General features: G+C 32.1%; 17 protein-coding genes. 6 read left to right on the forward strand and 11 right to left on the reverse strand.

Annotated features, from left to right (window positions below):
• Positions 1 to 53 precede the first annotated feature (53 nt).
• From BLW23_RS13785 to BLW23_RS13825, 11 genes are all read right to left on the reverse strand, one after another.
• The gene (locus tag BLW23_RS13785) at positions 54 to 395 is read right to left on the reverse strand and encodes a hypothetical protein (RefSeq protein ID WP_255362799.1); all 342 of its coding nucleotides are present in this window, start codon (positions 393 to 395) and stop codon (positions 54 to 56) included.
• Positions 396 to 622: 227 nt separating this feature from the next.
• The gene (locus BLW23_RS13790; protein ID WP_176829830.1) at positions 623 to 1,048 is read right to left on the reverse strand and encodes an SMI1/KNR4 family protein; all 426 of its coding nucleotides are present in this window, start codon (positions 1,046 to 1,048) and stop codon (positions 623 to 625) included.
• Positions 1,049 to 1,071: 23 nt separating this feature from the next.
• Positions 1,072 to 1,482 carry an SMI1/KNR4 family protein gene (locus BLW23_RS13795; protein ID WP_093670808.1) on the reverse strand — a complete coding sequence of 137 codons (411 nt, stop codon included), beginning with the start codon at positions 1,480 to 1,482 and terminating at the stop codon, positions 1,072 to 1,074.
• A gap of 94 nt (positions 1,483 to 1,576) precedes the next feature.
• Positions 1,577 to 1,993, reverse strand: coding sequence for an SMI1/KNR4 family protein (locus BLW23_RS13800; RefSeq protein ID WP_093670810.1), 417 nt, complete (start codon positions 1,991 to 1,993; stop codon positions 1,577 to 1,579).
• Between the two features lie 181 nt (positions 1,994 to 2,174).
• Positions 2,175 to 2,594 carry an SMI1/KNR4 family protein gene (locus BLW23_RS13805; protein ID WP_093670812.1) on the reverse strand — a complete coding sequence of 140 codons (420 nt, stop codon included), beginning with the start codon at positions 2,592 to 2,594 and terminating at the stop codon, positions 2,175 to 2,177.
• An 8-nt stretch (positions 2,595 to 2,602) separates the two neighbouring features.
• A complete protein-coding gene (locus BLW23_RS23045) occupies positions 2,603 to 2,728 on the reverse strand; it encodes a hypothetical protein (protein ID WP_143032181.1) in 126 nt (41 codons plus the stop codon).
• 97 nt (positions 2,729 to 2,825) lie between these two features.
• Positions 2,826 to 2,954 carry a hypothetical protein gene (locus tag BLW23_RS23700; protein WP_255362800.1) on the reverse strand — a complete coding sequence of 43 codons (129 nt, stop codon included), beginning with the start codon at positions 2,952 to 2,954 and terminating at the stop codon, positions 2,826 to 2,828.
• Between the two features lie 333 nt (positions 2,955 to 3,287).
• Complete coding sequence (locus BLW23_RS13810) at positions 3,288 to 3,584, reverse strand: SMI1/KNR4 family protein (RefSeq protein WP_093670814.1); 297 nt, start codon at positions 3,582 to 3,584, stop codon at positions 3,288 to 3,290.
• 181 nt (positions 3,585 to 3,765) lie between these two features.
• The gene (locus tag BLW23_RS13815; protein WP_093670816.1) at positions 3,766 to 4,185 is read right to left on the reverse strand and encodes an SMI1/KNR4 family protein; all 420 of its coding nucleotides are present in this window, start codon (positions 4,183 to 4,185) and stop codon (positions 3,766 to 3,768) included.
• Positions 4,186 to 4,193: 8 nt separating this feature from the next.
• Complete coding sequence (locus BLW23_RS13820) at positions 4,194 to 6,434, reverse strand: hypothetical protein (RefSeq protein WP_093670818.1); 2,241 nt, start codon at positions 6,432 to 6,434, stop codon at positions 4,194 to 4,196.
• A gap of 86 nt (positions 6,435 to 6,520) precedes the next feature.
• Positions 6,521 to 10,024: a hypothetical protein gene (locus tag BLW23_RS13825; protein WP_093670820.1), complete on the reverse strand. Its 3,504-nt coding sequence runs from the start codon at positions 10,022 to 10,024 to the stop codon at positions 6,521 to 6,523.
• A gap of 310 nt (positions 10,025 to 10,334) precedes the next feature.
• Here BLW23_RS13825 and BLW23_RS13830 point away from each other — a divergent pair, with 310 nt between their 5' ends.
• The 6 genes from BLW23_RS13830 to BLW23_RS13855 all read left to right on the forward strand — a co-directional run bounded on the left by BLW23_RS13830 (position 10,335) and on the right by BLW23_RS13855 (position 16,403).
• Entirely contained in the window at positions 10,335 to 11,135 is an 801-nt protein-coding gene (locus tag BLW23_RS13830) for an XRE family transcriptional regulator (RefSeq protein WP_093670822.1), read from the forward strand.
• A gap of 4 nt (positions 11,136 to 11,139) precedes the next feature.
• A complete protein-coding gene (locus BLW23_RS13835) occupies positions 11,140 to 11,757 on the forward strand; it encodes a DUF6973 domain-containing protein (protein WP_093670824.1) in 618 nt (205 codons plus the stop codon).
• 4 nt (positions 11,758 to 11,761) lie between these two features.
• Positions 11,762 to 12,451 carry an alpha/beta fold hydrolase gene (locus tag BLW23_RS13840; RefSeq protein WP_093670826.1) on the forward strand — a complete coding sequence of 230 codons (690 nt, stop codon included), beginning with the start codon at positions 11,762 to 11,764 and terminating at the stop codon, positions 12,449 to 12,451.
• Positions 12,452 to 12,518: 67 nt separating this feature from the next.
• Positions 12,519 to 13,475, forward strand: a complete 957-nt coding sequence (locus BLW23_RS13845) for a sterol desaturase family protein (RefSeq protein WP_093670828.1) — start codon at positions 12,519 to 12,521, stop codon at positions 13,473 to 13,475.
• A 218-nt stretch (positions 13,476 to 13,693) separates the two neighbouring features.
• On the forward strand, positions 13,694 to 14,371 hold the full coding sequence (locus BLW23_RS13850) for a succinate dehydrogenase cytochrome b subunit (RefSeq protein WP_093670830.1): 678 nt from the start codon (positions 13,694 to 13,696) through the stop codon (positions 14,369 to 14,371).
• 16 nt (positions 14,372 to 14,387) lie between these two features.
• A complete protein-coding gene (locus BLW23_RS13855) occupies positions 14,388 to 16,403 on the forward strand; it encodes a fumarate reductase/succinate dehydrogenase flavoprotein subunit (RefSeq protein WP_093670832.1) in 2,016 nt (671 codons plus the stop codon).
• Positions 16,404 to 16,409 lie beyond the last annotated feature (6 nt).

The following is a 16,409-nucleotide window of genomic DNA, read 5'->3' on the forward strand; positions in this document are numbered from 1 at the left end:
AAAGTTTTTGAGCATAGTATTAAAAAAGCACCCTTTTTACGAGTGCTTTAGTGTTACTCTTGTTCCCAAGGACGATTTGTTGGTCGATCATCCGTCAATAACCCGAATTCTTCATTTTCCATAAAGGATTTGAAATTCATTAAATAAGAATAAACTTCGTCATTTGTAAATTTTAATTTCCCCCTTACGGGAGCATTTTCCATTATTGATTCAAAATGAAAATCTGGATGATCTTCTGCCCATTTAAGCATTTCATAAACACCTTTTCTATCATTTAACTCATCATAATCTTTTATTTTTTCACCTAACTTTTTGTCAAATCTGACATCTTCTATTTTCTTTACTTTATAAAGATATAAAATAGGTGTCATTAGATAAGCTTCTATTATTCTCATTAGTTGTAATTATTTTATAAATTAATATTTCTTATTTTAAATTCCATCTTTTATTAATACTATGTTCAACGCACAAGCACAACACACTTATTTTTTTTGGACCTCAAAAGACATCTTCTCTTTTTTCTAATATTTCTATTCACAAACTTTATCCAACTTAAAAAATATTTTTACACAAAAACTACCCTACAAAAACTTGTAGGGCAGCTTTACAATTAATACGTTATTTACAATTCTTTTAACCCTTCTAGAAACTCTGTAAAAGAATCAGTCAACTTATGCATTTCTCCATCTGAATAATAAACATGAATACTACCATAATCGTCTTTTTTCACAGACAAAGATATTGTTCCTCCCTGAACATGTCCAATAGATAAATGACCATTAGGGAAATCATCTAAACCTCCAATATTAGCTCTTTCAAGATTATATTTCCCATATTTGATTGGTAATAAATATTCAAAATACAATTCCTCTTCCCATACTTCCGGTTTAAAAAAATAAGCCCTTAACAACCTCATTCCATTATTTTCAAGCATAAAACTCTTATAACTTTCAGGCAATTCTATTGCATAAAATCTTTCGAATTCTAACACTTCTTCTAAAGTTAAATTTTCTCCTTTTGCTTCGAATTTTATATTAGTAATCTTCATCAAACCTTTTATGCTATTCGACTTCATATATCTGAGTCTTGTACTTCTATATTTTTCAAAAAGCTTTTGAAAGAACTTGCTACTTTAAATGGTAATTCATCTGAAAAATAAAAATAAATCTCTCCATAATTACCTTCTTTATACCCTAGAGCAATATATCCAATAGGCAATAAATTAGGATAAAGAAAATTATGTTTGTTGTTGAAATAATCTTTCACATTACTAGCCCCATTTTTTATAGGATAAAACCCACTCAAACAAAATTCTCGATTATCATGTCGTATAATATATTCTTTTTCAAATGAAACCTTACCCCCATTGGACTTTAACACATGTTCCCTATAATCGTTAGGTAGTTTAGCCATAATTAACTTCTCTAATTCTTCTATTTCTTCTATACCTATATCGCCATTATAATTTTTAAACTTCTTCATTTATGATAATATTTAATTGTTTGTAAACTTCATTTTACACAAAAAACTACCCTACAAAAACTTGCATGGCAGCTTTACAATTAATATATGTTATTTACAATTCTTTTAAACCTTCTAGAAACTCTGAAAAAGAACTAGCTAACTTATGCATTTCTCCATCTGAATAATAAACATAAATACTCCCGTAATCATCTTTTTTTACAGACATAGAAAAATTACCTGTTCTTGACCTCCCAATAGAAATTTTCCCTTCTGGATAATCATTTAAACAATCTTTTGTGTTATACTTTTCAAAAGTACTTGAACCGTATTTAATTGAAAAAACATTAAAAAACTCTATCTCGTCATCCCATTCTTCCGGCTTAAAGTATAAGTCAACCGTAGACGAAAAACCATTCATCTCTAATATTTTTTCTTTGTAATCTTCCGGTAATGAGATACCATATTCCAACTCTAAATTCAAAATCTCCGATTCAGAAATCAATTTTTCTTCTCTTTTTTTAAATTTCATCCTTTATTAATCAATTAATTTCAGAAGCTCCTCTATTTGTTTGTTACTTTAGAAGGCACTTTTCCTTTTTTACAACACTCTCTAAACAAACTTTATCCAACTTAAAAAACATTTCATTTTTACTCAAAAAAACTACCTCACAAAAAATTATAAGGCAGCTTTTCAAATAATATATCGTTATTTACAATTCTTTTAACCCTTCCAAAAATTCCGTAAAAGAATCCGCCAACTTATGCATTTCTCCATCTGAATAATAAACATGAATACTACCATAATCGTCTTTTTTCACAGACAAAGATATTGTTCCCCCTTGAACATGTCCAATAACTAAATTACCTTTAGGATAATCATCGATACCTCCTATGTTAGCTTCTTCTACAATATAACTACCGTATTTAATCGGTAATATATATTCTAAATATAATGTATCCTCCCATATTTCTGGTTTAAAAAAATATTCTCCTAACGGATTCATACCGTTACTTTTTAGCATAAAGTTTTTATAACTCTCAGGTAGCTTCACGGAATACAAATTTTCTAATTCAATTAATTCCTCTCTAGTTAAATCATTTCCTTCTGCTTCGAATTTTATATTATTCATAATATCAGTTATTTTACCAAATTTAAAATCTCTTTTAGTTGTTTATGACTGCCCATATGTTGGGTTGTTTGCTCATGAACCTCTCTAATAACTAATTGTAAAGAGCTTTTCAAATCAGAATCTAAGTCATCCATATGATACCATGTTAACTCTAATACACTATTTAAATCACAACCTAAAGAAGGGTTTATATCTAATTCTACCCAACTGTTTGTGAAATCAGGGATCCTATTACACGTAATATTTACCTTGACAATACCTTTTTTTTATTTTGTCAAAAGCACTATTAATATCTTCTAAACTATACCCTTTAATCTTATCATAGTCGCCATTACCCAACTTACCCGCTATTGAAAACATGCTTCCTACCTTAAAGGAAAAGTGAGAGGTAACGCTATTACCTTATCAAATCACGCAATCTTTTCAGTTCCGCCTAAAAAAAACCACTTCAGAAACTACAAATAAGGCTATCTATGAAAAGTCAAGATAGCTTCTCTCAATAATGAATCAATTTTGTTTTATAACTAAAATTAGCCTTTGCGAAGTTTTTTTTAATAGCAGAACCCTATATATCTACCTCTACTTCTTTAAGCTCACCAATAAAATCGGAAAATGAACCAGAAATCTCAAAAGGCTCTTTATCAGAAAAATAACAAAAAACTTTTCCAAAATTTTGCTCTTGATACCCTAATGCTAAAAAACCTCCCACAATTGTTCCAATAGACAATAAATTTGGAAATAAAAAATTATGTTATGAGCATAATAATCCTCAAGATTCCCCTCACCATATTTAACCTGATGAAACCCTTCTAATACTAATTCATTCTCATTGAAATTAAAAACATATTCCTTATCAAGAGGTACCGTACCTCCGTTAAATTTAAGCATATGTTTTTTATAATCAGAAGACAGCTTAGCTTTTAATAAGTTTTCTATTTTATCTAAATCCTCATGATTTATTAACTCGTAATCTATACCAAATTCCTTCATTTAATATCTTTTATTAATCTATTAATATCAGATGATTCTCTATTTCTTTGATACTTTAAAAGGCACTTTTCTTTTTTTACAACACTCTCTAAACGAACTTCATCCAACTTAAAAAATATTTTTACACAAAAAACTACCCTACAAAAACTTGTAGGGCAGCTTTACAATTAATATACGTTATTTACAATTCTTTTAACCCTTCTAGAAACTCTGTAAAAGAATCAGTCAACTTATGCATTTCTCCATCTGAATAACAAACATAAATACTTCCGTAATCATCTTTTTTCACAGACATGGATATTATTCCTCCTTGAACATGTCCAATAACTAAATTACCTTTAGGATAATCATCGATACCTCCTATATTAGCTTCTTCTACAATATAACTACCGTGTTTAATCGGTAATATATATTCTAAATATAATGCATCTTCCCATATTTCAGGTTTAAAAAAATAATCCCTTAACAACCTCATCCCATTGTTTTCAAGCATAAAATTCTTATAACTTTCAGGTAATTCTATTGCATAAAACCTTTCGAATTCTAACACTTCTTCTAAAGTTAAATTTTCTCCTTTTGCTTTAAATTTTAAGTTATTCATAGTATAAATTATTTTATTAAGTCTAAAATGACTGCTAATTGTTTATGACTTCCCATATGTTGCGTGGTTGCTAGATGAACCTTTCCAATAACTAATTGCAAAGAGCTTTTTAAATCTGAATCTAAGTCATCCATATGGTGCCATGTTAACTCTAATACACTATTTAAATCACGTCCTAAAGAAGGGTTTATACCTAATTCTATCCAACAGTTTGTGAAATCAGGGGTCCTATCACTCGTAATATTAACCTTGACAATACCTTTAGCTTTTTTTATTTTTTCAAAGGCTTTTTCAATTTCTTCCACACTAAACCCCTCGATATCATTGTAATTACCATTACCCAACTTACCCTCTAATGAAAACATACTTTCTCCCATTACAGAAAAATCAGGCGTAACACCATTACCTTTGCCTATGCCACCGGATGATGCAGGTACATCTACATTGTAACCTATCTTTCTTAACTTTGCATTGGACTCTTCTTTTTTATAGGATTTACCAACATTCTCTTCAACCTTAGCATACATTTTCTCCAATAAATCCTGTTTCTCATCAGGTGTCAATTTAGAGTATTTAATATACTTTTCAATACCTATTTCATTTTTAGTTCTAAAAAGAACAATATCTTTATCTTCATCAATTAACTCTATTTTACTCCCTCCAGGCGTCCTCCTTACTTTCCATTTTCTTGCTCCTAAGAAATCTTTAAAAATAGCATTAAATTTTTCCGCTTCAAAATCAATATCCTTTTTCATTTTTTTTAAATACCTATTAAGCTCTTTCTCATTGTTAAACTTTTTAATAGATATTCCCTTATAAACAACTTCAAACTCTTTATTTTTAATTTCTAATTTAGGGATACCTATACCAGGTGTAGCAGAGCTTAAAGGAAAGTTTGTATCGAAACTTACATTTACAGAAATCCCTTCTTTTTTTAATTCTTTTAAGATTTTATTATCAATCTTAAAAAGCAACATATTTCTTACTTCTTTGAAACGCTTAAATAGTGCCTTACGAATTTCATTTATTTTTTTTACGGATAGAATTACTGTTTTAGAACCTAATACAATATTAATAGCTATTTCTATTAATTTTGGGAAAAACTTCCCCAATTCATACGCTTGTTTGTATTGGTTTTCTTCACTCCAGAAAGCAAACAGTTTTTGAAGCTCACCTATGATAAATCCTTTAACAATTGACCAATCAAAATTTTTAACAAGCTGCTGAATAGCATTTACAAATTCTTTTAAGTTACGATAGTTAAATAACCCAATTATAAAACCGAAGCCTTCAAAAATACCAGCAAGAACATCGATACAACCGTTAATGAACCCTACTATAAAAGCATTGTTCTTTTTTATGTATTCATTTAAAGCTTTTAGAGGCTCAAGAATAACATCTTTAAAAACCTCTAAAATTTGTTTCGCTATGTTTCCGAATCTAACAACAATACTATTTACTTCGTCATATTGTGTAGATTGGATACTGAAAGAGCTTAATTGATCAAAAACCGCCGTGATCCCTTCTTCAACATTAGAAAAATCTTTAAAAATTGGATTATAATTAGATTTTCCTTCTTTGTCTTTGCTTTCTGGATTCCATTTAACTTCTTTTAATTTTAGTTTTTTAATCTCCGCAGCTAACGCATTAAAAACCTCTTCAGACAAATATTTAGCAATATCATTTATTCCAATTACCCCTAAAGAGACACAATCTTGCATCAACTTAAAAAACTCTTCATAAACTTTTTCTGGTTTAAAGATTTCAGAAGGATAATTTATCGCAAAATCTTGAATATATTTGTATAGTAAGCTATACGTTTCTTCTTCTCCAGATTTTCGAACATTTAACCAATTAAACAGATCATTTATAATAACCTCTGTATTCTTCTTTTTGTTTTCATTTTCTATAGCCTTTACTAGATTTTCTCCTAATGTAACTCCGTGAATCTTTCTAAAATCATTAAATAATATTCCAGAGTCATTTAATTTTTCATATTGTCCTTGTTGCTTTTTTATTCCTTTTTTAAGCTCTATAAAAACCCTAAATTTGTTCGGGTCGTTTTTCAGTAAACCGAATTTTTTTTTAAAGTCAACTTCATCATCAACCCAAATTATTCCGGTCTTTACTAATTTTTGATTTAAGATTATTTTTTCTTTAAAAACATCAAATTCTTGTTCTTCAAGCGTCTTAAAATCAAACGGAGGCGTAAAATCAAATTTATCAGCAAACTTAAATTTGTTACTCATGTATTTTACTTTTTTTAAATATTGTAGCTTAATACGACCCTAAGTTTATAGGGTCGTATGATTCTATAACAATAAGAATTAATGAATTATACTACTTCATTAGTTTGACCTACAATATCGAAGTCAACACCATCAGGTGATGTTTTTACCGTATCAAACAATCCATTCCCTTCACATGTTGGATTACATGGCAAACCACCTTCATTTAACGCTACAGAATCTGCCTGCAAAACAGTTAATGATGTTGGAACCCTTGTTTCCCAGGTATCTTCAACTTCTCCTTGAATAGTTTGTAATTCTTCCGCTATAGACAGATACAAGTCATCATCCATATCAGTAACCATTCCTTTACCATTCCAGATTTCGCCAGTTTTCATAAACCAGTTAACCGCATCTTCAAACCCAGAACGAACAGGAATTACAGCTCTTGCCATAGCACTTTGTAAAAAGGCTTTAAAAATAGGATCATTCCCCCCTTCAATCTTTACAGCTGTTTTCCAGTTATCTTGAGCCCCATAAAAATAAGGATAGAAGGTATACGCCATAATTTCCCAATCGAATGCTTGTTCGAAAAACTTCACGACTTCAAGATGATTCTGAAAACGTTCGCCTGTTTTTACCGTCTTATAATTCTCGTTCTCATAATGACTCTTCGCCGTTTTAATATTAAACGGTTTAGTCATCAAATCAATAGCTACGCGCTTTAACTCTCTTTTTTCAATAATTCTATTTGACAATGAACTTTTTCCTAAAGCTGAACCTTCCTTTTCCCTTTCTTGCTTTTCTTTCTCAGTTTTTTGTAAAATTAATTTAGATTCATATTCCTCAAGATCTATTTTATAATCCCGTAACATTGTGTTATAGCCATCTATTATTTTTTTATAGGCTTTCCTTTGCCATTCAATTCCGGCTTCAGAAGTAAGATTACAAGTTACCTTAAGACTCAGGTCAAAAGCACCAATATCCCATGTTCTAATAGAATAATGAAGCTCTCTTTTAATCTTATTCAGACTACCAGAATTATGAAAACTCTTATGCCCCCATTTACCAGCTCCTTCTCCACCAACTATAGCTCCCATACCACAATTTCTATCTACACCTCCTTGAGCGACACCTCCCGAAATAGCAACCTCAAAGTAATCAACCGAATACCCTTCAGGGATCTGAAGCACATAACTCGCCGATCCTCCCATTCTTTGGAAAGTACCTGTTTGCGCTGCATTTATAGTTTGTGAAGAAACATTTGGTGTATCAATATCAACATTGTAAATACTTTCGAGCAGCTGATAATTGGCATTTTTAATATCGGATGAATTAAGTATTGGATTGTTTTCTAAATCCTTTGGGTGTATTGGTTTTTTAGGAGGCTGAATAACTAACCCGTCATTCTGACCATCTTCTTTACTATTTAACAAGAACTTTGCTGGTTCAGGCAAGGCAAACTCATACATTAATCGCTTACCATAGTTTACCATTTTGTTCTTGTACACTTTATCCACCCATCGGTAAACTCCATTAATATGCCTCTCTCCTTTGCTGTTATCAAAGCCATGAGAATTATTCTCCTCAAACTCTTGAAGCATTCTAGAAGTTCTTTTAACACTAGTTTTCTGAATGACACGTTCCAATGCTCTCTCCGTAACATCCTGTGCATATGTTTTCGCTTTTAAGTTTGAATCCGAAATCGAATTATTTGAAGAACTCCCATAATTCAAACTGACACTAGCACCAAATCCAGAATATCCCGCACTTGCACCAAAAGTAGTTGCTGAATCTTTATTTACAATGGAAGTCGTTTCGTTTTGAAGTTCATTTCTTTCGGTGGAAGTTGTATCTGTTAAATTCTCCGATTCTTTTTCTGAATTTTTTTCAGTAGTACTTTCATAACTTATCAGGTTACTTGTTGATCTCTCTTTGTACTCTCTTGCCATGATATTCTCAATATGCGAGACTTCCCCAGGCACATAGCAGCAAATTTCTTGCTCAACTCGTCTAAAATCAGCAATACCTAATTGAGAAACGCCATATAACACACCTTCACCTCCTTCATTGGAGTCAGCATTACCAACCTCAATACATCTACCAAAGATTCCGCTAGATTCAAGATACCCATCATCAGCAAAAACCTTAAAATCATCAGGACCGAACTCTAAAGAAATACCATTACTAAAAGAAAAAGAAGCCTTTAATTTATACACTCCTTTATTAATAATATTGTTTTTATCTGGAAATAACTCAATAACCAAAGTAGTATCGGAAATACTTCTATTTAGTTTCACTGTAGTACCAGAAAATAAAACATCACCATTCACATTAGTCAATTCATAATTTGAAGAATTGACATCTAAAGCTAGAGAGTTTTCAACCTTCAATCTAATAAAAACACTGAAAGATTTATCTTTATTAGCATCTATATGACCTGTATAAGAATATAATGGTTTTTGATTTTCAACATTAACACTAACACTCTCTCCTAAAACATTCAAGTTTTTAACTCTCTCCGGTGTAGAATTAAAAATCGTTTTATACTGTGTTTTAATCCTTTCATTAAGCACCTCCTTAACTTCGTCAAATGTTTCGAGAGGTTTGATTTCTTCAAGATTTAAAAAATCAAGTGTTTCAGATGAGAATTGTAAATCAGCATCAGGTATATTTATTCCTCGATCAATTTCTTTAGCTTTAATATATTCGAATGCTGCAAGATCTAAATTTGGGTAGGTTTCAAAAGATTTCTCCAATCCAGACTCAACATCAAAATACCTATGCACTGTTGGTTTGGCGGCTTCCTTTACTGAGGCCACTTCGGCATTATAAGCATTTAAGGCAATTTTATACCTAGAATCTTCTTTTCTTCTGTAGATATTCTCTTTTTTCTCAATCTCCGACAATACCTGCTTATATTGATCTGCTCTTTTTTTGGCTTGCTCAACCTTTAAATCAGCTTTCATATAGTTTGTCAGACTAGTAGAAAGTGTTGGCTTTTGATTTAATGTCTGTTCCTTACTCGATAAAACAACTTCTTTCGGAATCACAACACTAGCATTAGCCCTACGTATGAAATTCTTCTCATCCTCATCAGTAAAAACAATTTCTCCCACTAATTCAGGTGAAAACCCAGCTTCAAAATCCCTGAAGGCTTTTAAAAACTGATTCGTTACTAACAACTGAATTAAATACTCTCTTATACTTACCGACGCCTTATTGATCGTTTGATAAAATAAATTATCCCAAACTAAACGCTCTTCATCAAGGGTAAGTACCTGAGCATTATTAAGGTTAGATGCGATAGCAGCATATGACAAGTCGTTTTTATGACGAACTAACCAATTTGAAAACTCATAAAGACCAGCATGCAACCCTTTTACTTCTTCTTTCTTCTCTATCGGAATAAACCCAGTATTGAATGCAGACTTCAATGCTTGTTTTCTTTCCTCTTCTTTTGATACGTTTTGAACAGCTTTAAAAGCTAAACTCTCTCCTTTTTTTGACTCAGGAAATTCAACAAACCCCTTTTCTTTGTCTTCAATAGTTTGCGCACCACGCAACGTTACAAACCTAAATAGGTTTGATTTGATTGGTTTCTTACTCATTTTTAATATTTTTTAAATTATTAACTAAGCCCTTTAGAGCAACTGTTTATTGCTTACCTAACAGCTCATTAGCGAACTTAATTCAATAAAATGTTTGAAATTTTGAGTGAGATTTTAAAAAAATGAAGAAATTCAAGTTAAAACCTCTAAAACACAATCACTAAAACTACACAAATGTTTGATTTTTACAATTTTTTCGTATATTAGCAATCAAATTACAATGCAAATATATAACATTTTACAGAAACACACAAACAAAAGTTACTCTTTTTATTGTAAAATGTTTCAACCTACTTAAACATGCAGCCGGATGGAAATCTCACAACGAATAACAGCTATCAGAGATACTTTTAACCTTAATAATTTTTCGTTTTCTAAACGCATTGGTGTCACGGGAACTACTGTAGATAGTATCATTAACGGTAGACCTCAGCCTGATGGTAGCCGAAAAAGAACAAAGCCTGGTTATGATGTTTTAACCGCTATTATTAACGAATTTGATATTAATCCTGATTATTTATTTGGAAAAAGTGATACGATGTTAAAGTCAGACACTACTCAAATTCAAACATATTCTGGAGTTCCTCAGGTGGTCGCTGTTAATCCGACTGGAAATGAAAATATAATCTATGTACCTATTCAAGCCAGAGCAGGCTATTTAAATGGATATGGTGATGCCAATTATATTGAACAACTTCCTTCTTTTCACATGCCGCACCTTAATAACGGAACCTATCGTTGTTTTGAAGTTCAAGGAAATTCAATGGTTCGTACTTTTTTCGATGGAGATTTAGTTTTTGGAAAATATGTTGAAAATCTTCATGACATTAAAGATGGCCGTGTGTATATTATCGTTACTAAAAACGATGGCATTGTTTTAAAACGTGTTATTAACCGAATTGAAGAACGTAGCAAATTAATATTAAAAAGCGATAACAAAACAGGTAATTACCCTACCTACACTATTAATGCCGAAGAAATTATGGAGGTTTGGTATGTTACTATGTTTGCATCAAAACAAATGCCTGAACCCGTTGATGTTTATGACAGGCTACATGACCTGGAAAGCAAGGTGGTTGAGTTAGAGCAACAAATTGGTAGCCCTAATTAACGATATGCGTAGTTTTAGTTGTTTTTGTTTCATTCTGGTGTGTTTTTCCTCAAACGCACAATCTAGCTGGCAACAATTTAAAAGGCTATCTGCACCAAAAAAAACTTGGGTACTCTTACACCCATTTAAAGCTAAAAGAGCTTTTCTAATATCAAACGAAGCAAAAAGAGTTGCTGATTCTATGCGGACTTCTCCACTTTTAGACAAAGACGCTTCTGGTGGACAAGTCGATGCTTTTAGACATGCTTATTGGATGGCTCGTTTACAAGTAGAAATAGGAAAGAAGGCAGCTAAATCGCTGGGTATAGCTCATGAAAAAGACAACTATCTTACCTTTAAAAAACAAGGTTTTGAAGATGGCACCGCTCCAGATGAGATTTCAAGTATAATGGATTTACACAATAATGAAATTGGATTAACTCTTACTTCACAGCGAAACAAAAAATCGAAGTCAGGTTTAATTTACAAGATTATTAATGCTATTCACCAAGGGAAGTTTAAGGTTATCAAAAAAGGAGAAAACGGGCACTTTTTAACATGTTCTGGAACCGAGATTAAACCAGATTCTCTTAAAGGCAAATGGAAAAACAACAAATGCCTAATTGCTTCTAATTTAAAATAGTAACATGACAAACGTATATTTTATTTCTGGTACCATGTGCACTGAGGATTTATGGCAATTTATTTTTCCCTATTTAAAAAATAGCACACCAATACATATTGATATTACATCTGCTTCCTCTTTTGAAGAAATAAATAACATTATTCTAAAAACTATAGAATCTCCTGCCATAATTGTGGGATTTTCGTTAGGTGGATTCTCAGCAATGAATTTTGCTTACCAATATCCAGAAAATGTAGAAAAACTGATTATTGTCGCTGCTAATTCTAAAGGATTAGATTCGCATGAGATTAACTTAAGAAAAAGTACTATTAAGTTTTTAGAGAAACATAGTTACAAAGGAATTTCGCAAGCAAGAGTTCAACAGTTTTTACACCCCAATAATCATCATAACCAAGAAATTGTATCTATTATCAAAAAAATGGATGCCAGTTTAGGTAAAAATGTACTCATCAAACAATTAAAAGCTACTTCTAAAAGAATAGACATTACACAACACTTAAGCAACTTGAACAAACCTATATTATTTGTTTCTGCAGAAAACGATTCATTGGTCAATCCTTTAGAAGTAAAACAACTATCAAATAAAATACCGAAATCCACCTATGTAAATTTAAAACAGTGTGGACATATGATTCCTTTAGAAAAACCAAAAGAATTAGTATACCTATTGTCGTCTTTTCTAAATTTATAATTGTTTTAGAAAGCATTATCTTTGCAAAAAAGCACCTTCTGAATATAATACTAGATAAGCTTGGGATATGGAGTTGAATACTATTTTTGAAACTTTAAATGAAGCACTTGAGATATCTCTATCATATTTAATTAGTCCAAAGCGAAGAACTTACTTTATATATCTCGTCACATCAGCTTTATTAGCATATTACGTTTATTTTAGGTCTAAAAACAAACAAGGCTTCTTACAATATCTGTTTCCTAAAAAAGTATGGTTAGGAAAATCGGCCTTTGTAGATTATAGTATGGTGATTTTCAATAGCCTGTTTAAGGTCATTTTTATTGGCCCTTATCTAATTCTAGGTCTATACATTGCTTTTTACACCAATGAATTTTTATTAGAAAAATTTGGTTATGCTACTGTTAACTTAGGTAAAACCGAAACTATTATTTATTACACTATTGCCTTAACTGTAATGGGTGATTTTTTCACTTACCTTATTCATCTTTTAATGCATAAAATTCCGTTTTTGTGGGAATTTCATAAGGTTCATCATTCAGCAACGGAGCTTAACCCTTTTACTCAATACAGAATTCATCCGATTGAATTACTAATTAACAATGCCAAAAGTCTTTTCGTTTTCGGTGTTCTAACAGGTATATTTGATTATCTATCAAATCATCAAATTAACAAACTTATTTTTCTTGGAGTAAATGTTTTTGGCTTTGTATTCATGTTTTTAGGAGCAAATCTAAGACATTCACATATCAAGCTCACTTATCCTACCTTTATAGAAAAACTATTAATCAGTCCGTTTCAACATCAAATTCATCATAGCAATTCGCCAGATCATTTTGACAAAAACATGGGCTCGAAACTTGCCATTTGGGATTGGATGTTCGGCACATTAGTTCTCTCCAAAACTACCAAAGACATTGAATTTGGTGTAGAAGAAAGTCATGATAAATTCAGCACATTCTGGGGGAACCTAGCAACTCCTTTCATAAACATTTATAATTCTTTCCGAAAATTGTTTAAATAATCAGACGATGTGCGTAACACCTCTTCCAATTTGAAACAACAAGTTGGTGTGAAATATGAAATTAAGATGCACAAACAATCCGTAAGACATTAGATTTCTGTATTACTAAAATATTATTTAAACCGATTCTAAATATCCAACAAAACAAATCCGAAAGTTTGTGCAAGTAAGGCGTAGCTCTTAAATTTGTAGCTATTATTTAATCAACATACAAAATAATGAGCGGATTATTAAAATCTTCTATCGGAAGAAAAATCGCCATGGCACTTTCGGCATTTTTCCTAATGTTCTTTTTGCTACAACACTTTGCGATTAACATTACTTCTATTTTCCCAGATAATGGAGCTACTTTTAACAAATTATCTCACTTTATGGGAACCAACCCTGTCATACAGTATGCGATGCAGCCTGTACTGATCTTTGGAGTTGTTTTTCACTTTGTAATGGGGTTCATTTTAGAATTAAAGAACAACAGTGCTCGTCAAATAAAATATGCTAAAAACAATGGTGGTGCTAACTCTACATGGATGAGTAGAAACATGGTGTATAGCGGTCTTGCCATTTTAGCGTTTGTGGTTTTACATTTTATTGATTTCTGGATTCCTGAATTAAACACAAAATTCATTCAAGGAGATTGGACAGGAATGCATAATGGAGAATTTAGATACTTCCATGAATTACAACACAAGTTTGTAAATCCAATAAGAGTAGCTGCTTATGTTATTGCTTTTGTTTTCTTGGCGCTGCACTTATTACACGGTTTTAATTCTGCTTTTCAATCAGTTGGATTGAATAATAAATACACTAGAAGTTTGAAAACTTTTAGTAAAATTTATGCGATTGGAATTCCTGTAGGATTCATTATTATCGCATTGTTTCACCATTTTGTTCATTAATAAAACCACTTAAATTATGGCAATTTTAGATTCAAAAGTACCAAAAGGTCCATTAAAAGATAAGTGGACAACTTATAAAGATAAAATTAACTTGGTTAACCCTGCCAATAAGCGTTCAATAGACATTATTGTTGTTGGAACTGGTTTAGCTGGTGGGTCTGCTTCTGCTACTTTGGCGGAACTAGGATATAATGTAAAAGCATTTGCTTATCAAGATTCACCTCGTAGAGCGCACTCTATTGCAGCTCAGGGAGGAATCAATGCTGCAAAAAACTATCAAGGAGATGGTGATTCAAAATACCGTTTATTTTACGATACTGTAAAAGGAGGTGATTATCGTTCTCGTGAGGCAAACGTATACCGTTTAGCAGAAGTTTCAGCAAATATTATTGACCAATGTGTTGCTCAAGGAGTTCCTTTTGCTCGTGACTATGGTGGTTTGTTAGACAACCGTTCGTTTGGTGGTGTATTAGTATCTCGTACTTTCTATGCGAAAGGACAAACAGGTCAGCAATTATTATTAGGTGCTTACTCTGCAATGAACCGTCAAATAGCTCGTGGTAAGATTGAAATGTTCAACCGTCACGAAATGTTAGATGTTGTTATCGTTGATGGAAAGGCACGTGGAATTATTGCTCGTAACATGGTAACTGGTGAAATTGAACGTCACTCAGCCCATGCTGTAGTAATCGCCTCTGGTGGATATGGAAACGTATATTTCTTATCTACGAATGCTATGGGGTCGAACGCAACAGCTGCTTGGAAAATTCATAAAAAAGGAGCATTCTTTGCAAATCCATGTTTTACACAAATTCACCCGACGTGTATCCCTCGTTCAGGTGATTATCAATCGAAACTTACGCTAATGTCTGAATCATTACGTAATGACGGTCGTATTTGGGTTCCTAAGAAAATGGAAGACGTTTTGGCTATTAGAGAAGGTAAATTAAAACCTACTGAAATTGCTGAAGAAGATAGAGATTATTACTTAGAACGTCGTTACCCTGCCTTCGGTAACCTTGTACCTCGTGATGTGGCATCTCGTGCCGCTAAAGAGCGTTGTGATGCTGGTTATGGTGTTAATGCTACGGGAGAAGCTGTTTATTTAGATTTTAAATCAGCTATTCAGCGTTATGGTAAAGAGCAAGCCAAATTGAAAGGAAATGACAATCCAACACCTGCTGAAATTTTAGCAGAAGGTGAAAAGGTTGTTGAAAATAAATATGGAAACTTATTCCAGATGTATGAAAAGATCGTAGATCAAAACCCATACAAAACTCCAATGATGATTTATCCTGCCGTTCACTACACTATGGGTGGAATATGGGTAGATTACAACTTAATGACAACTATTGAAGGTTGTTACTCGATTGGAGAAGCCAATTTCTCTGATCATGGAGCAAACCGACTAGGAGCTTCTGCATTAATGCAAGGTTTATCAGACGGTTATTTTGTTCTTCCATATACCATTGGTGATTATTTAGCCGATGATATTAGAACTGGAAAAATTTCAACAGATACTGCAGAATTTGAAGAGGCAGAAAAATCAGTTAAAGATCGTATCGATTTCTTCGTGAACAACAAAGGAAATCATTCTGTAGATTACTACCACAAGAAGCTAGGAAACATTATGTGGAATAAGTGTGGTATGTCAAGAAACGAAAAAGAGTTAAAAGAAGCCATTGCTGAAATTAAAGCTTTACGTGATGATTTCTGGAAAAACGTAACTGTTCCTGGAGGAGCCAATGAAATGAATCCGGAATTAGAAAAAGCAGGTCGTGTAGCAGATTTCTTGGAGTTAGGAGAATTGTTTGCAAGAGATGCGCTAGATAGATCAGAATCTTGTGGAGGACACTTTAGAGAGGAGTCTGTTGAATTAGATGGACCTCAAAAAGGAGAAGCTAAACGTGATGATGCTAACTTTACTTATGTTTCTGCTTGGGAATATAAAGGAGAGCCTTCTGATGCTGTTTTGCATAAAGAAAATTTAGAATTTAACGATATTGAATTAAAACAACGTTCGTACAAATAAGATAGG

The sequence above is a fragment of the Tenacibaculum sp. MAR_2009_124 genome (assembly GCF_900105455.1).
GTDB lineage: Bacteria > Bacteroidota > Bacteroidia > Flavobacteriales > Flavobacteriaceae > Polaribacter.